This is a genomic window from Photorhabdus sp. RM322S, from assembly GCF_042879395.1.
GTDB lineage: Bacteria > Pseudomonadota > Gammaproteobacteria > Enterobacterales > Enterobacteriaceae > Photorhabdus > Photorhabdus khanii.
Map to the genome: position 1 here is coordinate 1 of NZ_JBHFKW010000001.1, position 20511 is coordinate 20511.

Sequence of the window (20511 nt, forward strand, 5' to 3'; positions counted from 1 at the left end):
TGAGATCTTGCCCTGGCTTTTTCCCTGTCTCTGTTTCTTTTTCTGATTGCTAATTCCGCACCGTGCTCAGGATTACACCAATATATATTAGGGTATTTTGGCATAAACCATTCGCAGCATATCTTACATTTCCGCCTCGCTGGTTTTTTCATTTCTATTTCTCCTTCGATCCCACTTCGCACGCAATAGTTTATAAACGTAATCAAACGTCTTAACTTCGGACTCTGCTGGGACTTTCTTTGATTTATTATTAGACGGGACTTTATAGATTAGATTATTGATGACTCGTTGAGTCTGTGATGTTTGTTGACTCATTTAATTTATTTCCATTTCTCAATACTAGCGTCGCAACACAGCGAAGAACGCAACCGTCACAAATATCAACGTTGTTGCCTGCCACTATCGCGTTTACTTCATCTTGCGATTTACCACAAAAGTTACACCAATGTTTATTACCCGCTATCATCTATCTTGCTCCCACTTTAATCTTACTGAATCTGTTTTATCGTCAACTCATTGCCAAACACCGCGCCAGTATCGATATATTCTTGATTACAGATCTTCATCGGTTTTGATACCGGTGTATGCCCGAATATAAACAAGTCAGCACCTTCAATTTCATGACAAACACCATTATCGACTCTTTCGCGATTCCAAATAACATCCAGCCAGTTAACATCTTTACCGAATTCATATTCATTATCTGGATAATCAGCGTGAGAAATGACGATTTTCTTACCAGCCGTGTTCACTTCGATAACAAGTGGCAATTGTTCGGCTTTCGCCAATAACACCTTTGCTAATATATATTGTTCATAATCAAGATTGAGGAACCATTCGCCGCCATTGCTAAACCACATATAGCCATCGCTATCATTAAATAGCGTATCTATTGCCATTTGCTCATGATTACCACGAACAGCCCTGAACCATTTTTGTGTTATCAGGTCGAGACACTCAACATTTCGATCACCCCTATCAATAATGTCACCTACCGATATTAATAAATCGTTTTCATAATCAAAATCAACCTGCTGTAGCTTATTCATTAATAGCTGATAGCAACCGTGAATATCACCAACAACAAATATTTTGTCGTATTGTGTGCCGTTAATTTTCAAATAATTTCCTTTTCTAATTTCCATCATCTATCTTGCTCCTGTTTTAATTTCATATATTCACAATCGGCTGGCGTTGTCAGGATCAATCCAAATTGAGCACACCAAGCTTCAACCTTTTGCAGATATTCATGCATATCACCAGTATCTAAATCTGACGTATGCCTTAACTCCTGTTTCGTGTACTTATCGCCAGTAACAAAATCGACGAACTCTGTTTCTTCAAACCCTAAATATGTTGCCTTGAGGCTCTTTTTCACCCATCCAGGAGTACACCAAGTACGACCTGCTTTAATCAGATAATCACTGATTTCTTTGTACCAGACGTGTGAAAGGCTATTTTGAGAAAGGCTTCGTTTGTGCTTATAGGGTTTTGCTGAAATGCTGAGTTTTTGATGAGTGGCGAGTAACTGTTTCAGGTTTTCGTAAAATACCTTCTTTGTTGATTCATGCAGACAGAAATTTTCAAGCATCAGGCCACCTCTTTATGCTCCAATGCAATTTCGCCCCTTCTAATCAAACGACATTGCTCTTTATTTCCGATATAAAATGGCTGTGGCTTATCCTGATGTCCCGAAAGGATGTTATGAGCATCATCCATTCCAATCAGGATCTGCTCATAGTGATCCACTCCTGTTATCAGCGCAGACCGATAACGTTTTTCGAATTCTTTCGCGCGAAACGGAACGTCGCCTTCTGCAATGCCGGCCAGTTCAACCCACCCATTTCAGTAATTACAGAGTGAATAATTGGATCATCAAAAACTACGCTGTTTCTGCGTCCGTAGCTACCAATGGCCCGATAAACTTTAGACCACGCCTGTAACGCTTTACCATCTTTGTTACCTTCAATATGGCGTATCAGATCTGCCGGTTTTGGGAAGAATTGCCCATTGTCTGTGTCCCGTGTATGTCTCTGAAATGCACGCTGTACATCAGCCATAGCGTAATTTTTGAGAGCATTCCAGTAGATACCAATCATGATTTCTGAAATTTCACGCCCGTAAATTTCACCCACTGCTGCCATTGATTTTGCAAACTGGGATTTTTCTATATCGTTCAAAACGGTGCTCCTGTTGTTCCTGTATTCTGTATCCAGCTTTGCATGTTCTGTATATTCCGGGCAGTTACGCCAGAATATTTACCACATGAAACTGCTATCGCATGTTCATTGTCAGACAAAGCAATCAATCGCTCCACTTGCGCGGCATCCCTGAGAAGAGTATCTATCCCATCATATCGGCGATTCTGCGGATTCTTGCCCATCAACCAGGGATCATATGTTGCTCCCGTTATCACCTTACAGAGTTGCTCATAAGTGAATTTTTCAGCCAGTCTTGCCGCGATACGCTTTCTCCGCTTTGCATCAAGCTTTGCTGATTTGTGATCCATTGTTTGTTGCCAGAAGGAAAAAACCTTTTCAACATCGCCCCCTTTGGGGACTATAGGGGTAACAGGTTCTTTGACTGGTTCTAAAGAGTGACTGGTTCTGGGTGCAGCTCCTGCACCACTAACCGGTGCAGCATTTGCACCAGGTGGTGCAGGAAATTCATCATAGGGTGCAGCATTTGCACCACTATTTCTTACACCATGACCCAGTGTTAAGTGATATACATTTGACTTGTTTAACCCATTTTCTGACTTTCTTTCCTCAATCCAAAGAAAGCCATCTTTAACAAGCTGCTTAATGTGATTCTGTACTGAACGTTCTGACATTTCACATTGTTCAGCAATGTAAGGCACAGACGGCCAGCACTCTCCCTGGTCATTAGCATTATCTGCCAGTTTCAGTAATATCAATTTGCGGAGCGGGTTGCCCACTTTGACGCTCATTACATGAGCCATTAAGTTCATACTCATTGTTTAACCCCGTCTCTATTGTCTTAAGCCTAAATTTCAGCATTGAAAATAACTGGCTTCCCATTCATAATTACCTCGCTATTAGTGGTATATAGGGGAAATGAGAGCTCCCCTGTTGATTCATATTGATATTTTATAAACCCCGTCTGTCATCATCAGATGGGGTTTGTTTTAAGTGAGATAGCATTTCTTGCAACGCTTTAGCTATCTGTGCTGTTTCTTCTCCGTGAATAACAACTTCACTCACTGGAGCATCAAAACCGATTGCAGCAAGCAATTTAGCGGCTTTTGTAACAAAGCCCGTCTGCTCTGTCTGCCAGCGACTTATCTGTGATTGATGTACACCGACCGCATTTGCAACATGCTTCGGCCCGGTAATGACAATTCCCTTTCGTATTCGTGATTCGATTTCCATAGTTTTGCGTTCCATTGCCCTATCCATATGTCATACTTTCCTTAAATTAATTTTGCTTAATAAGTAGTCTAAAATATCACCTATCTCAGGATAAGTGATGGTTATATTTTGGCACCAAAAGATCGATGCAGATTTATACAACTCATTAAGAGGTTCGCAAATTGATGGGCTTACCCACTAATTGTGGGTTGGGTAGGGATTCTCCACACGGGCTGAGCATTCATTGTAAAGAAGTGGGAGATTACTTATTTCTGACTAATTCAATTAAAGGGATACCAAGCTGCTCATAGATTTGCGCATATCTCGCAGGAGGAATGTACCCTTTTTAATCCATTGCCGAATGTCTTGATCCTTAACATTTAGCATTTTAGCTAACGCTGGAACACCTCCAGCTTTTCTAATCGTTGTTTCCAGTACACTCATATGAATTTCCCTTTTTCACTAATGGTTACTAAATAAAATACAAGATATACTTTAAAAAAATAAAGTTTTACTTGCTATAAAAATAAAAGTGTCGCTTGTATATTTGAGATATGAAAACGATGCATGAAAGAATCAAGCAAGCTCGACTTGCAAAAAAATTAACTCAAGCTGAACTGGCAGATATGCTTGGTGTCACGCCACAGTCTGTACAACAGTGGGAATCAAGCACAGAACCAAGAAAGTCAAGATTAACAGCATTAGCATCTATTCTTGATGCTGACGTGAATTGGCTTTTTTTTGGCGAAGCATTAAAAAAGGATATAGGTCAAGTTCCGCCAGAGAGCAAGTGGACAACCGTTGCACCATGGGATAGTAGCACACGATTAGACAACGACGAGGTGGAGGTGCCATTTTTAAAAGATATTGAATTCGCATGCGGTACTGATCGGTGTATTGATGTGGATTATAGCGAATATAGATTACGATTTTCCAAATCAACATTACGGCGAATAGGTGCCCCAACAGATGGCTCTACAATTGCTTGTTTTCCAGCTAAAGGCGATAGCATGGAGCCAGTTATTCCAGATGGAACAGCAATAGCAATTGATATCTCTAATAAAAAAATTATTGATGGAAAAGTGTATGCAATTGAACAGGATGGATTAAAACGCCTGAAATGTCTTTATAGACGCCCGAAAGGAAAAATTCTTATCAGAAGCTACAACCGTGATGAATACGAAGATGAGGTTACAGATGAGGATCAAGTGCTTATCATCGGAAGAATGTTCTGGTATTCCGTTTTAGATTACTAAGGTTATGGAATGGAAAATTTTAAGATAAAAATAAAACATCATGTTAACCACGTTAATAACGTCGGGCAACACTGCACCACCGAAGAAACAACTAAGCAGGCATTAATATTGCCTTTTTTAGATATTCTGGGGTTTAACCCGTATGATCCTCAAAAGGTTAAAGCTGAGTATGGGGCAGATTTCCCCGGCGTAAAAGCAAATGAACGAGTTGATTACGCCTTGTTCTGCCAAAGTGTTCCAGTAATGTTTATTGAGGCAAAAGGATACAGCGAAAAGCTGGATAATCACTGTCCTCAGTTATCTAGATATTTTAATTCCACTCCAGAAGTAACTATTTCGGCCATTACAAATGGAATAGAGTGGCGTTTCTTTACCGATTTAAAGCAAAAAAACGTAATGGACCCTACGCCATTCCTACGTATCAAAATGGATGAAGTTAGCGATGCAGACGTAAGCCAACTCTATCGATTTAGACACGATAAATTCAAACCAGAAGCACTAAGAACGCTCGCAGAAGAAAGCGTTTACCTATCCACCTTCACTAAAACCATTAGCACCAGCCTGAGGGATGTTGATAGTGAGTTTGTAAGGTATGTTGCCAGTAGGTCTAACGTCGAACGCCAATTAAATCAGCGTTTTATTGAATCAATCACTCCACTGGTAAAGCAAGCCGTTGAGAAATCTGTTAGCGCAATGGTTGTTTCTGGTCTCTCAAATAAACATGTTCCGATTGATGGCACTCCAGACGAAATAGAATCTCAAGAGAGCCTGCAAGAATTAGAAGAAATAGCAGATCCAGACAATCCTAATATTGTTACCACTAAGAACGAATTGACTCTATATGAAAAAGCAAAATCAATAGTTGGCGATTCTGTTGATTTGCAATATAAGGATACAGAATCTTACTTTGGCATTCTTTATCAAGGAAAATCAAACAGATGGATTATAAGGTACTTTGACAAAAAGAATAAACCTTACATCCTGATACCTATTGAAATCACTGACATCCTAACTAACGAAGTTAATAGAGCTGGGTTATCTGTTAATAACTCAAGAATATTTATCGAATCCCCAGAAGATATATTGAGGATTACAGGTATTATCCTTGATGCTTTCGAGTTCGTTAAAAACGACAATAACTTTAGAAAGAAAGCGCAATAGTTATATCAGCCACTGCCAAGCGGTGGCTTTCCCTCACTCGCTTCTTACTACCAACCTAAAACGCCTAATCGGTCACATTTCAAACTATTCACAAAAATAAATCCATTTTAAAAACAAGTAAATATAAATTTCCATGAGCATTCCTTTGTTTTAAACAAGTAATTCTTGTTTTATATAAAGTATTAGGTAGATTCACATAATAAGTGCAACATCGTTAATCTGGAAGTAAACATATTCGCCAGTCCGAAACAAAAGTTCTGGAAAACATTATTGATAAAGCTTTTGGTGTAGAAACCGAGCCGCGCAAGGTATTAACTCTCAAGCACACGCCAGAAAACGACAGTGCAAATGTCATATTCGGTCTAATCACTCAAGTTAAAGGCAACGAAGAGCAACAAGAACCAACACCAAGTTTCAATAATTGCTGTATAAGTAAAGTAGCTCTTTATTCAGCAAAACATAGAAATCATGCTAAGATTTTGGAATCAGGTGAAAAAACGGCGAGAGCTTAATTTAAAAGGATTAGTGGGGGGGTTATTAAATGGGTAAAACGATTTTCAGAACAATTAACGGCCGAGTTGTACCCATGCTAGTAGATGACGAAATTGCTGCTAATTATAATATCCAATCTCATGTAGTTACACCAAAACATCAATCCAAAGATAGAAAGTTAAGCACAAAATCATCCTTCCTAATCCCTAATGCAACATGTCAAAAGTGTGGAAAGGATGTTTTTTATTATGATAATCTCCCTACGACAAATATTTCTCCAAAAATCATCAAATTATCATCAGACAAACAAGGGAAAATGATTGCATTACATTTAAAGTAAGATCTGATTCGCACGGTATTCTTGGTATTGAGCCCCCTTTTGTCCGCCCCATATCCTGATTGCCACCTTCTGCGCCTGCGGCATGGGGATGAACCTTAATGTGACTGGCATCAATCATCAACCATTCGAAATCCGGTTCAGAGATGAGCTGCTCAAGCAATCCTTCCCATATTCCTTTGTCACGCCACCGACAAAAACGGCGATGCGTATTTTTCCAGTCACCATAATCGGGCGGTAAATCTCGCCAGGGTGCACCTGTCCGTAAAATCCAGAACACGGCATTAATAAATAACCGATTATCATAAGCGATGCGTCCCCAGGCACCTTTACGTCCTGGCAGGTGAGGCTCAAGTAAACACCAAACATGATCAGAAATATCGTGACGGCGGTGTGCTGGTGTGTTCATGGTTAAGTCATCCATTCATGTAATATGGGGTTATTATGACATGAATTTATTTATGACGACACTATATAAGAATCAAGAAAAAATAATTCTTGAATTTAACCAAGATAAATCATTAGCATTAAATGTTAATTTAATTAGCAACTCTAATGCTGCAATATGCAACTTTTCGAGTTAGCTCAATATGAAAAAAAACGATTAGCGAAAGTGATTAGTTAATAGCAATGTATTATTTTTAGGACATTAACGCTAATCTTCATGAGGTAATTATGTTTAAGATTCATTGTGATTCTTTTATAACTATCTCAACTAAAGACGGGAACATAATTGAAATAGATAACATCAAACAAGGATGTTATTATACAGGAAAATACAGAAGATGTATTTAATTCAACAACCTCTTGCTTCAATGAAATAAAGAAATATTTCGATATCCGGGGATATAAAATCGAGGACTTATAAAATGAATATTCATCAACATCAGGGGGAAAATAAAGAAACGGAACTCTATAATAAAATTGGCTATTCAAATAAAGAAATTATCGAGCACAGGAAAATTGAATATAAGCGCTCTATCCAAGGATTAGAGAAAAGCTACCTTTAGGTAGCTTTTTATGGCACAAATCACATTTCACTATAATTCTACCTCATCCTATTTACCTTTCCTTACTCCGGCACCTCCGGCCACTCAACATCGGGAGCCTGTGAAATATCTACCCTGCTCAGTAATACCCGGTATTTCTTCCATGCCAATAAAGCGATTTCTTCGGCCTCTGTCGCGATTTCCAGGTCAACAGAGTCTTGAAGTAACGATAGTGTTTCATTCGCTTGTCGTAACAGTGTTGCTTTCTGCTGTTTGTCCTCTTCGATTTGATGGGATTTCAGTAGGTCTTTATCAACTACCCACTCTTGACCATCCCACTTATCGTAATCGGTGACGGGTTTTTTGAAAGTCAGGGTTTCGGGTAGCTCACCGATTTCAGTAACTTCCTGCGGTAAACGTGTCTCCATGTTATAAGCTGCTTTTCCACGGTAATCGGGTACAATCATCCAATTACTTAAATCAGATGAACGGCAGGCAACATATCCCTCTTGGGTATCAGGTGGTGCATCTGTGCAAGAATTAGCAGGAAGACCGACACCAACAGGAAGATACTCATCAGTACTGTTTAAATACTCTAGCGTAATCGCATCGTAATTAAACACAATGATACTTCCGGTACTGATAGCAATATTATTTTTATCCAGTACAGCCTTATTCATCAGGCAATCCTCACAATGTAATTAAATGCTACGTTTCGCGGACGTGTTTCTGTTCCTGTTGAAGCAGCAACCGCATTATCCATATAACCGAAACCACCCGATCCCATTCCAATAGCAATGCCCAGTCCGCGAGAATCAATTCCGTAGTTAACGCCTTGGTAGACACTATTGAGAATACGGCTTGGTGTACCCAAACCCTCGGCTCCAGCATTTGAGTTGGACCACATCCGGCCAATCCTGTGACTATGTGGAGCAATATCTGCCAATTGATTGGAAAGTAGATATCGATTAACGTCCACCCCACGCCCATCATCCCAGCCACGAATAAATTCACCCCGTAAATCGGGTAATATGCCACTAGGATAAGCTTCCGCTAATTTTGGATATAAAAATTTATCAAAGATCGCTCCATTACATTTCGCCCACCCATTTGGTGGTATGTTAGTCGGCCAAGGAAGTGGTATTCCTACCGGGATCTCTTCAAGTACAGATATGTTCATTATGCTACCCTTACAATATAGTTAAATGCCATGTTTCGTGGTCTTGACACTCCTATAAAATTAGAATCCGCTGACCATTCTGTTCCAGTTGGATAATTTACAGCGTTTACTGAAAGATCGGGCAATGACCACGGAATAGGAGAACCCACAAGTATATTAATTTCTTCACGTAATGAATTTATTATTTTTTGAACAAGCTTTTGTGTAACCGCCAATGTGTCGTTATTGCCCAAATTTAATTGATCAATGAGTTTGGCTATCTTCATATTTTCCTTGACTCACGACATTAGCATTATCATTAATATATAAAGCCTTAAAATTATTTTCCTGCTCATATACTCCTCTTAAATTAAATGATTTTATCATGTAATAAACATATTAAGTTATTATAAAAACACTCCCTATTCAATTCACACCAATCAAAGTCTAGTTCAGAAAAATAATAATGCGGCATTCCTATTTATTATAAGGTTAACTGTTTTATATAATTAACAGAAATAAGTATTTCAATATTTCGGGATCGAAAATATATTCAAAATTTACATTTAACATCTGAAAATATTTTTCCTTTCATCCTTTCCCGCAATTCAATAAATATCTATCATCAACTTCAATGGGTAAAAAATAAGCCCCATAGAGGCTTTATTTAATATTATTCAACAAAACTTCCTGCGTTACTACCTCTAGATTATTTAGCAGCTTCAATCCGCTGGGTTTCGAGCATGATTGGTGTATGGTGATGTCCGGAAATCGCATACATAATAGTTCCAGTTACGCTCACACGGCGCCCGACAAGGCTTCGATACTCGTTATAAAATTCAGACTGGACTACCAGTTGCATAAAGTTACGATCCCCCCATTCTGGTGCACCCTTAGCGCATCCTATCGCCTTATCCGGTTGCAGCACCCAATAAGTCTCTGGGTCATCCCCGTTTTCCACGCTTTCGTAATTTGGTGGGCCAGGATAGGTGATCCTTAGTAACGTGCCATCAAGTGTTATTTTTTGCCCTTCTTCATGGCAGTTCTCTGTTGTTTTACTCGCTGCAATTCTTCTGTACATTTCAGATGACCGTTGATACCAATTCTGAAGACATTCAACCGTTGTGCATTTCTCACGAAGTTTCCAATTTTGTTTTGCCAACGCTTTAAAGTCTGCATTGTTGGCTGTAGCCAATTTCGCCTGAAGGTAATCAATATACAGGCTATCGTCAGCTTGGGATAATGTGGTGGTCGAACAGATTAGCTTTTCAGCCTGACTGGCCGCTTTTGTACAGTCAAAGCTGGCAGAATTGGCAGCAAAAGACACCAGAAACAAAACAACAGCAACCTTCTTCAACATCCTTTACTCCTTAATCAATTACGCTTAATTTCTTATAATTCACTAATCATTTTATCTTGCTTATCTACTATTTCTTTCAGCATTGCTATTTGTCTTTCCGCTTGCGATGCTTTTCTGACAAGATACACGAAGATCTAACGGGATTTAGCCGAATCACCGGATTTATTCAACAGGCAATTTGTCAAAACTATATTAACTCCATCATCCAGAGATTTTCTCATCAGAAGTACATTGATTCCGTATTGCTCAGTCGCCATTACTACAGACATTGATTTCTTACCAGCCATAACATAACTGATCATCAGGGAATTCTTTTCTTTTAACGGAGCAGAGAACTCAAAGGTATTATTTACATCTGGAATATCAATTTTTATTTTTTTCTGAGCGCCGTCTCCGAATATATTTAATATTGCATTCCCTATAATTGGCTGATTATTTAACTCATTAAATGCCCCCCCGCCGTCAGGAGCACTTCTTACCTTGCAAGAATATTCACCATCTACAATAGAGATGTTCATATTCTTATCTCTTTTGGCACCATTATTAGCAAATGCAAAAAATGGCAGTAAAATCAATAATATTAATTTCCTCATAATACATTTACACTCCAATTTTTTTATTTCTAACCATTCAAAACTATTTAAATAATGTTAGACACCAACCCATACATAAGAGTTCACTTCACAGAGGCGGTTAATGTGAGATGCGACAAAAAAGCCACCAAATCAGGTGGCTTGTTGTTATTAACATATACACTACGTATTTAAAGTGATTATCTGATCCGCAAAGGATCTAATATTTAATAAGTGTAAAAGCCCCTGCCGGATTTACGTCCCAAATGACCTGCATCGACCATTGTCCGCATCAGTGGGCAAACCCGGTATTTTGAATCCTGAAACATCTGGTAGAGCACATCGAGGGAATTTACCACCGTGTCAATGCCAATCAAGTCTGCCGTTTCGAGCGGCCCCATTTTATGGCCGAAGCATTCTTTAAATATGGCGTCCACGTCCGCGGGTTGAGCTACGCCGTCCTGTATGGTGAAAGCGGCTTCATTCATAAATAAATGGGAAATCCGGTTGGAGACAAAACCGGGGCCGTCTTTCACCACAACAGCTTTTTTAGCCAACATACCCAGGATCTCCAGGCATCGATCTTTGGTTTGTTCGGAAGTGTTAAGGCCGACGATAACCTCTACGGTATGCTTAAGATAAACCGGATTCATAAAATGCACGCCAATCACCTGAGAGGGCGTTTTATGGAACGAACCCAGTTTAGTGATAGGAATGCAGGAAGTGTTCGCCGCCAGCACTGCATCGAACGCGATAAACTCAGACATTCGCGCATATAACGACTGTTTAAGCGCTATATTTTCCGTGATGTTTTCCACCACAAATGCGCAATCGGACACGGCTTGCAAATCCTGCGACCAGATGATGTTGGACAGTATCTCCTCAGGTGTTTTTCCTTTGGCGAGCGGGCTGAATAAGGGGGCGTAGCCGGCAGTTTCCGTGATGCGCGCCCTGCTCTGTTCGCAAGAGAGCGCGTCTTTTTCAATAACAACCACATCATGCCCCTTCAGAGCACAATCGAAAGCAAGACTGGAACCAATATTTCCGCCGCCAACCACGGCTATTTTAAGTTTTGACATAGTGACTACTTTCTTATTGAGTTTTAACAGGTTTCTATTTCAGGTTCACTTCTTGGATTACAACCATCGCTCAATCAGTGGAATCGGGAGAGATCACTTCCCACTTGCCAAATAGCGTTAAACCCGCCGCTTTAGCCAGCGACACAGACGTCTGATTATCAAGCTGACATCGGTACTGAGGTTCATATCCCTGATCACAGGCGTACTTGCTGATTGAACGTACTACTTTGCGAGCGTGACCTTTTCCTCTAAAGGGCGTTAGAGTCAGTACGCCGAGATCTGCAATTGGCGCATTCTCCCAAGGATACATGCTGGCGGCGCTGACCAGACGTTTTTGCTCAAAAGAACCGAACACTGCCCAGTGATCCAATTCCACATAAGCGTCGTCCAAGTCTTGTTCCGAAGCGGAGGACTGGAACTCGGAGAAAACCGCATCATCTTGCTCTGTTAACCGACGCAAGACACCTTCTAGGTTTTCTTGCAGCAATACGTTCTTATCCGCTTCTGAAAAATAAAAAAGATAGTCTGCACCATGCAGAGTGACTCCCGCTTCATTCAATTTCCGGCGAAACATCGACTCAGACAGATCTTGTCGCTGATATAGGCTTAACTTATCGGCCAGCGCCGGTGTCAGGACCGCCATAATCCGGCCATCGGAAGTTTCCAGCACCATGACCCGACGGTCTTCGCTCAGTTCAGGGTTGATAACAACAGTAAAGACTTCATCACGATAAAGAACGTCTCCGTTCAAAAATGGTGTCCGCCAGAAGTCAGTTATCGTTTGTGAAAATAAAGACATATTTCTTACTCGGCTTGGTTAGAATCATTAAGCACACAATCGCGCTCAGTTAAAGAACCGTGGGAAAGACGAACGGAAGTTTGTTCTGCCAACTCTCTGGCTCGTTCTTCGATCCATGGGATCACTTCATCATGGGTAAACAGGTAAAAATGTCCTCCTGTGAAAATTTTTTGCGTCACCGGCACAGTAAATACCCGATTCCATTCCGCCAGCCGGGAAACAGGAACACGACGGTCCTGATCACCTCCCACCAAATGAGCCTGGACATTTAACGCCGGCTTAGGCAACCTGGACAGAGACGCCAGCAAACGCAAATCATTTCGCATTACGCTAATCACATATTTTCGCCACTCAGGATCAGCCAGAATCTCTGAGGGCGTTCCCTCATACTGTTCAAGCAGGTGCAATATATCGGCATCCGACAACGCGTCATGCAGCTCACTCCCCAAGACGTCAGGCTCGACAAAGCTACGCGCGGAAATAATGAGGCTGAGCTTCTTTCCAGGCGCTTCGCGCTCAAGTCTATACGCAGTCTGATAGGCAAGCTCCGCGCCCAAACTGTGTCCGCACAACAGCAAGGGTTTATCCTCTCCTAATCCCAAATGTTTTATCGCAGCAAGGATATCGGACAGCACAGTTTCAACGTCCGACTGGAAAGGCTCGGAAATGCGTGCGCCTCTGCCCGCCAGTTCCAGACAATAGGCTTCAATCAATCCGGATAGCTTGTGAGCCAATTGCAGATAAGGGTAACTGGAACCACCTGCATGGTGTAAAAACACCAGCTGAACTTCGGCCTCCGGTCTTTTAATCGCAGGAAATAAAACTGAATTAGACAAGGTTAAGCCCTTTAGTTGTGTTGATGGGGAATGGGTTGCGCTGGTGAATGAGAGCGAACTCCGGAACGGCAGCAATTGGCGCGCTGGCTATCCATCCAGAGCCGCGCTCGCTTTTGAAATTGAAGTAATCCCGGTATTCCGGGTTGGTGACAAAGTTATAAGTCAAAGAAATGCTGGGCGATAAGGTATGCACCTCATGAGCGAGTCCTTTGGGTATCAGCATGATCTCACCCGGCAACAAATCGAATCGCCATATTCGATCTTCACTGTGAGGTTGGCCTCTCTGATTTTCCCCACCAGCGGGTTGTGATGAAGCAGCACGGCCCTCGGCAGCGTTTCTGACCGCATCTTCAAGCGAGGCGGAAAAGATCCAGCCCGCTTTTTTGCCCTCTACTTGGCACAACACCGCATTGGTCCGCATACCATCGACGTGTAAACGGGTGCAAGCTCCCGGTGCGGAAAAGTAGAGTCCCCAATCCTGGCACATCCGTTTGTTGGGATGCAGAGACCCCACCTGAACCCAAGGGATCTTATAACCGCCATCCGGCAGGAAATAAGGTCTGCGCCAATGTTCCTGAATATGTTGAAATGCCAGGAAACTGAACGAGTTAGTATTCACCCAATTGCCAAATCCCCAAGTGAGCAGCAGGTGTTTAAAAAACGAGTCGTAGGTGTATCGCAAATAATCATGGTCATTCCCCATCTCACCCAGTTCAACGGCAGGCAATGAAGCGATCTCCCGCAGGTAGGTTCGCAGCTCGACACACTTTTTCGGTTTGAATCCGGCATCCTGCAACTGCACGGACATATCGCCAAACTGCTGGCAAAAGTAGTCAAAACTCCAAATCTGCTGCGCTCGCCAGTCTCTTAAACCATCGGCGATAATAACCGGCTCGTTTTTCATCAAGTAGCGTTCGCTGAACTCGGTGATGGAAATATCCGAGACTTTCTCCACGTTGCGGTATTCGGCCGCCTCAAGGCGTGCCAGCGCGTCGTTGCTTCCAGTTTCCCGTTGCCCCCCCTGTCTGCGCCGATAAATGCTCACTTCTTCGAACGTCCACATCGCGATATCGCCGAGCGCATTCCATGTATTGCCGAAAAAACTCATGTTTCACCCTCCCTAAAAATTAAACTCTAAATCCACATCCCGGTCGATCGCCTGAGCAGACTCATCCAGCGTATGCTCATAGCCGAGGCTCTTGAGCAGTGCCTGTATTTCCACGTCAGGATCAGTAAGCACCTCATCTATCAAAGTGAAGAAGTACTCAAACACCGCCGCAATGGTTGCTTCGCTAAACATGCGTTCACGAAACTGTATAGTGCAATCAAAGACTTCTCCGGTTTCAGACACTTCCATCAACAAATCAAACTTGGCTGTATCCGACGCCAGTTCAAGTCGGGAAAATCCAGACCGCCAGGCCGCTTCATCGGCACCGTTCAAACTCAGGGGCAGATATCCGAAAACCACGTCAAACAGCGGATGCTTACCTTGACGGCTTTGGCAATAGCGTTCAGCACTCAGATCTTCCAGCAGTGTGCTCATCGGATAAGTTTGATAAGGCGCGCTTTCAGACCACTGCGCGTTAAGCTCCAGGAGATAATCCGCTATGAGAAAGTCCGCATCCGGCTCAATTTTCAAAGCCAACATGTTGACAAGATAGCCGACCAGAGTCAGTTCTTCCGGCTGTGTGCGTCCCGTGACCGGAACACCAAGCAGAAAGGACTCGGCACGGGCGATTTTCGTCATCAACACGCCGAACGTCCCGAGGAAAAAGGTAAACGTGGGCAGACCAAGCTCACTACAAAAGCACCTAATTTCTTCACTAGTTTGTGGCGAAAGACTTTTGACCAGCGTTACACCCCGGTGACTTTCAGTACCGACATGCCCGTCATAATCATCCACTGTCGGCAGCGCCAGCGGCGCTGGCAAAGGCAACAGGTTGGCAAGCCAATAGGCTTTATTTTTCCGTACCTGATCCTCATTTCCGGACTCTAACTGGTGGCGTCGATATGCGGCGAAACTATACTCCGGTGCAGGTAACCGCCGTCCCTCAAGCCTGCTTTGAAAATCATGGGCGAGGATGCCCAGAGAAACAGCGTCGCATACAATGTGGTGAACGACGATCAGCACCTGATGAAACCGGCCTGCGTCTGCGTCTTTTATCACCATGGCGCGAATTGGAAGTTCAGCATGCAGATCAAAAGGCGTTCTGGCAAACTGTTCGAGGCGAGCAAGGTTTTCCTCCTGAGTCGGTCCAGCCTCAAACACGGTCAAGCTGACTTTAGCGTCAAGCTGAGGCAACATCATCAGATTGGCGTTCTGTCTTTTAAACAGACATTTCAACACCGGATGCCTGTCGGCAACCTGCTCTATCGCTGCGGCGATAGAGATCGCACTGACCGAACTCGGACATTGAAAAGCCACAGGCATGTTATAACTGGCGTCGGTAAAAGTTGTCTGATGTATGTACAGCAACTCCTGATCTGCACTGGCGACAATCGGTTCAGACAGATCGACAGCCAGCAAGACCGGATGGGAAGCCTCTTGGTCGTTGAGAAACTGCCGTTCAATCTCGCGGATGGTGGGTTGCACGAAAAAATCCTGAATGGAAACTCGTTTACCGAGTTTTTTATACACTTTTTCCGCCATTACAATGGTTTTCAGACTATCGCCACCCAGCTCCATAAATCTATCATCGATGCTGATGCCATCAACGCCGAGAATGCCGCTCCATATAGCAACGATTTCCTTCTGTATATCATTAGCGGGAAGTTGATAAACAGAGGTCAACGTTTCCGGCCTGGGCTTTAGTTTGACGCCACCTGCTAACTGCGCTCTGCGATCGCCACTGGAGGTGCGCCTTCCTCCCCAGGCGTACAACCTGTCCATAAACTGGCCGGCAGAGAATATTTTCTGGTTTTCGTGGTCGTATTCACGCAGGCTACGCTCGAACAAGGCAGGAAACTCAGCGCCGGCGAAAGCGACTTCGTTGACGCCCCAAACAAACGTATCGCCTCGAGGATCCGCTTCAAAGTGGACGGTTTCCCAGTTCACAACGACCCAACGAGGCCCTGATGGTCTTCTGTTTTGAATCTGTCCCCAACTGTCCAGGAACAGGTTGGCCGTAGCATATGCCGCATGTGCAATACCGCCGAAAAACGTCGACATAGAAGAAGTTACGAAGCAATATTCGACAGGAATACTTTCGAATACTTTGGCCAGAACTTCCGCCACCCGGGCTTTTGGCTCAAGTTGTGCGCGGTAATGGTCGGCATTGAGCTGAACCAACGGAGAAAAAGAGTCCCCATCCGTGACGCCGGCAGCGTGAATGACCACACTAATATCGCCCAAACGATGACGAATGGACTCAAACGACGCCAATGCATCGGCTTCTGACTCCAGGGCATACGGGAAAATCTCCACCGCCCCAGCACCCGCTTCCTTCAGCTCCTCCTGCAAGCGCTTCATGGCAGGAGAATCAGCAGACTGGCGGCTGATTAACGCCAGCCGTCCCTGAAAACGCCGTGCAATCACCTTCGCCATCGCCCCGGCCATTCTGCCGCCGGCACCGGTTATAACATAGGTTTTCCCCGTGAAGCGCGCTTCATCCAATATTGCGAGTCACACATCTCGTCCGCTTCGATTTTCCGGCCCAAAGCGGTTGAATAGACAGCACACTGTGCCGGTTGCAGATTATAGTTTTTCAGCAAGTCGCCAAACGCTTTCGCCGCCGGTTCAATCAAAGGTGTATGGAAGGCGTGGGATACCGCCACCCTCTTAAAAGTCATGCCTTGCTGCGTTAACCAATTCTCCGCGTCTGCGGCCATTCTCTCTTCCGTAGCCAACGTCCAAGTTCCCGGGCTGAGTTCCGATATGCGCCAAAGCGTCGCCGGAAAATCGCCGTCAAAACCTTTCTTACAGCTAACGGCAAAGATGGCACCTTTTGGCATGGAATCCATCAGCCCCGCCCGGGCAACCACCAACTCCATCCCCTTTTCAGGGCTGAATACGCCGGCAATAGCCGCCGCCGCGAATTCTCCCAGGCTAAACCCGGACAAAGCTGTGGGCTTGCAGCCAAGCCTCTGCAACCAAACGCCCAACGACACCTGAGCCGCATATAAAATGGGCTGGAGGTAATAGGTTGATAGTTGTTCAGGCCGCTTAACGCATTCGATTAAGGTTTCTTTATCAACAGATAATAGTGCCGCGGCTTTATCCAACAGCTCCAGATAGATTTCGCCGAACGCCGGATATTCTGCCGCAAGGCGCAAGCCCATTTCCGGCGATTGCGAACCCTGCCCTGGAAACAGCCAAACGAGCCCTTCCATTGCTTTATAAGCACCATCCATTAGAGCCCAGTTATCAAGCTGTCGTTTCCAATCGTCGTTATTGTTAGCGACAAAGGCGGCACGCCTTGGGTATTCGGTCCGGTTTTCCTGCAACTGCCGGGCAATGACTTCAAGGTTTGAAGATCCCTCTTTGACTACGCTAAGGTGAGTCGAATAAGCCTCCACCAATCGCGCCAGCGCCCAAGGAGATTTGGCCGAGAGCGGCAGTATTTGCGCGGGTTCCTTACTCTCTACAGAGCCAGTATTGCTTTCCGAGTAAAGAACTTTGTCTTTACCGGCTGTTTCCGGCGGCTGTTCAAGCAACATATGAACATTAGTTCCACCTATGCCGAATGAGCTGACGCCAGCGCGCCGAATCGCCTGCTGCGCCGGCCAGTCGGCGGCTTGAGTCGGCACCCAAAACGGCGTCTTGTCCAGCGCCAAATGCGGATTCGGTTTATTGAAGTGCAACGAAGGCGGAATTTTACCAAAACGGACACTCAAGGCCGCCTTTATCAGTCCGGCGATACCGGCGGCAGAATCCAAATGCCCCATGTTGGACTTGACACTGCCCACCGCGCAGCGGAATTGACTGAATTCGTCTGGAGAGAGCAGTTCCCGGGCGACCTTATTCAGCGCCTGAATTTCGATAGGGTCGCCAAGTACGGTGGCGGTACCGTGCGCCTCGATCATGCCCAGGCTCGAAAATGGCATGTCCGCCACCCGATATACCTGCGAGATGACCTCCGCCTGTCCCTGAATATTACCGGTATATTCACGCTTCATGATACTAAACTTCCTTTTACTTTACGCCGCCTGTCCGCCAGTCTGCTTTTACCTGACCGGGCCGACGAGAGAGTATATTCTTGGGATAGCTGCTTGCCGGAATCTGATCGAACGACTTCGTCGTCCGCATTTTCGGCAGACAAATTGCTCTGCTTGATCCAGTCTGCGAAGGAGGCAATGGTCGGGTATTCAAATAAGACGGCAACGCCGATTTCCTGCTTGAACGCCTGCTGCATCTGAGATTGCAGCGCGATTATCTTTATCGAGTCGCCGCCTGCATCGAAGAAATTAATGTTTGCAGCAACGACCTGGTTTTCCAGAACCGCGCTCCAGATAGCCTGCACTTTCGCTTCTACCGCATCTGTCAACGGCACATGATTCACGGAGGCCTGCGTTTGCAGTCGTTGAACCGCGTACTCCTGTAGTCGTTTACGATCGACCTTGCCGGTAATGGTGCGTTCAAAACCGTCTGCAACCACAATGAGCGCGGGTATCCACGACTCCGGAAAATGCTGGCGAATGTGTTCTCGCACACGGAATTCCAGCATCGCAGGCTGTTCGCCGCTATCGACGAAAAGATGCCATTGTCGCTTCCCTTCCCGTATCGTCGCCGGCAGCAAACAACAGGCTTTAACCGCCTCTAACACTTCAACGGTGCGCTCCAGTTCACGGGGTTCAATGCGAACGCCGTTCACTTTCACCTGATCGTCAATCCGTCCCAAGTACTTAAAACCTGACTCACGAGAAAAAGTGACCGCGTCACCAGTGCGATAAAAAGATTGCTCATTGTATTTGATGAAATATTTATCGGATTCAAGCGGATTGGTAGCGTAGCCGTGAGCAACCGCCGTGCCTCCCACCCAAAGCTCACCGCGGACACCTGCGGGCAGCGGCTTGCCGAATACGTCCGCGCAGTAGGCAGTGACGTTTTGAATTGGCCAGCCTAAGGATATTTCCGTGGTAAGAGATTGTTTGGCGCTGAGGCAATCCACAGTCGTCTCACTGGGACCATAGTGGTTGCTGACGGCGTAGCCCTGTTTCAACAGGTCATCCCTAAGCCGTTTAGGTAACTCTTCGCCCCCGAATATCCACAATCGCATGGCAGGGAAGAATGGCGCACCGTGAATGAACTGCGCGATAGCCCCTGGAATAAAGTTGATTAGCGTGATTGATTCATCCCGCAGCAGATCGATGAACATCTGTCGCTCCAGCAATACATTGGGCGATGGATATATCAGCGTGGCGCCAACGACGAAGCTGGCAAACAGATCTTCCACGCTGGGGTCAAAATTCAAATCGGTTAGCCCGAGCACCCGGTCAGCAGGCGCAAGGCCGGTTTCCCTGACAAACCAGTCCAGCAAGTTCGCCACCGATTCATTACGGATGGAGATGCCTTTAGGCGTGCCGGTGGTTCCTGAGGTGAAAATGAAGTAAAACTCGCCTTCAGGCCGCCGGTTGCGCCATAGCGTCGGTTCGTCAGAGGACGGCGACGACGTCATTTCCGACTCAACATCTAACAACAAGTGATGCCCAATATCGGCACCGATCTCCCTGTTCAGAGAAGCGCCACATAAGACAATGCTGCAATTCGCCAAAGCTAACATGTTTTTTTTACGTTGCAGCGGATCTTTCGGATTTACGTAGAAGTAACTACCGCCACTGAACAATATCGCCAGTATCGCCTGGGTGGATAACAGCCCCTTTTCAAGGTGGACGGCCACTCTGTCGCCAGGGACGAAACCCGACACCCGTAGCCGTTCCTGCAAGGCACAAACGCCCCGCAACAGCTCGCGATTGCTGATACGATGCTGTCCGTCGATCAAACTTATCTCTTGGGGAGACTCACTAAGGCGCTGATAAATACCTAGCAGCAATGCATTGATATCCAGCGTTTGCGCATTTTGCTCCCCCATCACCAGAGCGCGCGCCTCTGCGCCGTTCGGACTGAGTTTTAAAGCCAGATCTTCAACCAACACATCCGAGGA

General features: G+C 44.8%; 24 protein-coding genes and 2 pseudogenes. 3 read left to right on the forward strand and 23 right to left on the reverse strand.

What is annotated here, in order from left to right:
• The 10 genes from ACGF63_RS00005 to ACGF63_RS00050 all read right to left on the reverse strand — a co-directional run.
• Positions 1–152 (reverse strand): recombination protein NinG (locus ACGF63_RS00005; protein ID WP_387628297.1); only part of this gene is annotated, 152 nt, incomplete at its 3' end.
• Complete coding sequence (locus ACGF63_RS00010) at positions 124–315, reverse strand: NinE family protein (RefSeq protein WP_387628019.1); 192 nt, start codon at positions 313–315, stop codon at positions 124–126. The genes ACGF63_RS00010 and ACGF63_RS00005, both read right to left, overlap by 29 nt.
• The gene (locus tag ACGF63_RS00015) at positions 275–466 is read right to left on the reverse strand and encodes a ClpX C4-type zinc finger protein (protein ID WP_387628022.1); all 192 of its coding nucleotides are present in this window, start codon (positions 464–466) and stop codon (positions 275–277) included. The genes ACGF63_RS00010 and ACGF63_RS00015 overlap by 41 nt, the downstream gene beginning before the upstream one ends.
• A 22-nt stretch (positions 467–488) precedes the next feature.
• The gene (locus tag ACGF63_RS00020) at positions 489–1148 is read right to left on the reverse strand and encodes a metallophosphoesterase (protein ID WP_139655481.1); all 660 of its coding nucleotides are present in this window, start codon (positions 1146–1148) and stop codon (positions 489–491) included.
• A complete protein-coding gene (locus ACGF63_RS00025; protein ID WP_387628025.1) occupies positions 1145–1591 on the reverse strand; it encodes a hypothetical protein in 447 nt (148 codons plus the stop codon). The genes ACGF63_RS00020 and ACGF63_RS00025 overlap by 4 nt, the downstream gene beginning before the upstream one ends.
• Positions 1591–1830, reverse strand: a complete 240-nt coding sequence (locus ACGF63_RS00030) for a DUF6475 domain-containing protein (RefSeq protein WP_387628300.1) — start codon at positions 1828–1830, stop codon at positions 1591–1593. The genes ACGF63_RS00025 and ACGF63_RS00030 overlap by 1 nt, the downstream gene beginning before the upstream one ends.
• On the reverse strand, positions 1758–2180 hold the full coding sequence (locus ACGF63_RS00035) for a hypothetical protein (protein ID WP_387628027.1): 423 nt from the start codon (positions 2178–2180) through the stop codon (positions 1758–1760). The genes ACGF63_RS00030 and ACGF63_RS00035 overlap by 73 nt, the downstream gene beginning before the upstream one ends.
• Positions 2177–2977 (reverse strand): helix-turn-helix domain-containing protein, encoded by an 801-nt coding sequence (locus ACGF63_RS00040; protein WP_387628030.1) that lies wholly within the window; start codon positions 2975–2977, stop codon positions 2177–2179. Before ACGF63_RS00040 ends, ACGF63_RS00035 begins: the two co-directional genes overlap by 4 nt.
• 133 nt (positions 2978–3110) lie before the next feature.
• Positions 3111–3407 carry a CII family transcriptional regulator gene (locus ACGF63_RS00045; RefSeq protein WP_387628032.1) on the reverse strand — a complete coding sequence of 99 codons (297 nt, stop codon included), beginning with the start codon at positions 3405–3407 and terminating at the stop codon, positions 3111–3113.
• A 249-nt stretch (positions 3408–3656) separates the two neighbouring features.
• On the reverse strand, positions 3657–3815 hold the full coding sequence (locus tag ACGF63_RS00050; protein ID WP_240042332.1) for a helix-turn-helix domain-containing protein: 159 nt from the start codon (positions 3813–3815) through the stop codon (positions 3657–3659).
• 110 nt (positions 3816–3925) lie between these two features.
• Between ACGF63_RS00050 and ACGF63_RS00055 the strand changes: the two genes are divergently transcribed.
• Together ACGF63_RS00055 and ACGF63_RS00060 are read left to right on the forward strand one after the other, a co-directional pair.
• A complete protein-coding gene (locus tag ACGF63_RS00055; RefSeq protein WP_387628036.1) occupies positions 3926–4627 on the forward strand; it encodes a S24 family peptidase in 702 nt (233 codons plus the stop codon).
• Positions 4628–4636: 9 nt separating this feature from the next.
• Entirely contained in the window at positions 4637–5788 is a 1152-nt protein-coding gene (locus ACGF63_RS00060; RefSeq protein WP_036847927.1) for a type I restriction endonuclease, read from the forward strand.
• An 863-nt stretch (positions 5789–6651) separates the two neighbouring features.
• On the opposite strand, the pseudogene ACGF63_RS00065 reads toward ACGF63_RS00060, so the two are convergent.
• Positions 6652–7026, reverse strand: a pseudogene (locus ACGF63_RS00065) (IS5 family transposase); the annotation flags it as partial.
• 460 nt (positions 7027–7486) lie between these two features.
• Between ACGF63_RS00065 and ACGF63_RS00070 the strand changes: the two are divergent.
• Positions 7487–7627, forward strand: coding sequence for a hypothetical protein (locus tag ACGF63_RS00070; RefSeq protein WP_157890146.1), 141 nt, complete (start codon positions 7487–7489; stop codon positions 7625–7627).
• 62 nt (positions 7628–7689) lie between these two features.
• Here the strand turns inward: ACGF63_RS00070 and ACGF63_RS00075 are convergent, their stop codons facing one another.
• From ACGF63_RS00075 to ACGF63_RS00130, 12 genes and pseudogenes are all read right to left on the reverse strand, one after another.
• Positions 7690–8286, reverse strand: a complete 597-nt coding sequence (locus tag ACGF63_RS00075) for a tail fiber assembly protein (RefSeq protein WP_036847931.1) — start codon at positions 8284–8286, stop codon at positions 7690–7692.
• Positions 8286–8762, reverse strand: a pseudogene (locus ACGF63_RS00080) (phage tail protein); the annotation flags it as partial. The pseudogene ACGF63_RS00080 and the gene ACGF63_RS00075, both read right to left, overlap by 1 nt.
• Before the next feature lie 23 nt (positions 8763–8785).
• The gene (locus tag ACGF63_RS00085) at positions 8786–9052 is read right to left on the reverse strand and encodes a hypothetical protein (protein ID WP_036847935.1); all 267 of its coding nucleotides are present in this window, start codon (positions 9050–9052) and stop codon (positions 8786–8788) included.
• Positions 9053–9474: 422 nt separating this feature from the next.
• Positions 9475–10125 (reverse strand): DUF4431 domain-containing protein, encoded by a 651-nt coding sequence (locus tag ACGF63_RS00090; RefSeq protein ID WP_036847936.1) that lies wholly within the window; start codon positions 10123–10125, stop codon positions 9475–9477.
• A 134-nt stretch (positions 10126–10259) separates the two neighbouring features.
• Positions 10260–10718 carry a hypothetical protein gene (locus ACGF63_RS00095; RefSeq protein WP_387628041.1) on the reverse strand — a complete coding sequence of 153 codons (459 nt, stop codon included), beginning with the start codon at positions 10716–10718 and terminating at the stop codon, positions 10260–10262.
• Between the two features lie 206 nt (positions 10719–10924).
• A complete protein-coding gene (locus tag ACGF63_RS00100; protein WP_036847937.1) occupies positions 10925–11776 on the reverse strand; it encodes a 3-hydroxyacyl-CoA dehydrogenase family protein in 852 nt (283 codons plus the stop codon).
• 70 nt (positions 11777–11846) lie between these two features.
• Positions 11847–12527: a GNAT family N-acetyltransferase gene (locus ACGF63_RS00105; protein WP_387628043.1), complete on the reverse strand. Its 681-nt coding sequence runs from the start codon at positions 12525–12527 to the stop codon at positions 11847–11849.
• Positions 12528–12580: 53 nt separating this feature from the next.
• Positions 12581–13411: a thioesterase II family protein gene (locus ACGF63_RS00110; RefSeq protein WP_152962206.1), complete on the reverse strand. Its 831-nt coding sequence runs from the start codon at positions 13409–13411 to the stop codon at positions 12581–12583.
• Positions 13404–14519 (reverse strand): cupin-like domain-containing protein, encoded by a 1116-nt coding sequence (locus ACGF63_RS00115; protein ID WP_051477416.1) that lies wholly within the window; start codon positions 14517–14519, stop codon positions 13404–13406. Before ACGF63_RS00115 ends, ACGF63_RS00110 begins: the two co-directional genes overlap by 8 nt.
• Before the next feature lie 12 nt (positions 14520–14531).
• The gene (locus ACGF63_RS00120; RefSeq protein ID WP_239002306.1) at positions 14532–17024 is read right to left on the reverse strand and encodes a condensation domain-containing protein; all 2493 of its coding nucleotides are present in this window, start codon (positions 17022–17024) and stop codon (positions 14532–14534) included.
• The gene (locus ACGF63_RS00125) at positions 16985–18526 is read right to left on the reverse strand and encodes an acyltransferase domain-containing protein (RefSeq protein WP_387628048.1); all 1542 of its coding nucleotides are present in this window, start codon (positions 18524–18526) and stop codon (positions 16985–16987) included. Before ACGF63_RS00125 ends, ACGF63_RS00120 begins: the two co-directional genes overlap by 40 nt.
• Positions 18523–20439 carry an AMP-binding protein gene (locus ACGF63_RS00130; protein WP_387628302.1) on the reverse strand — a complete coding sequence of 639 codons (1917 nt, stop codon included), beginning with the start codon at positions 20437–20439 and terminating at the stop codon, positions 18523–18525. Before ACGF63_RS00130 ends, ACGF63_RS00125 begins: the two co-directional genes overlap by 4 nt.
• Between the last annotated feature and the right edge of the window lie 72 nt (positions 20440–20511).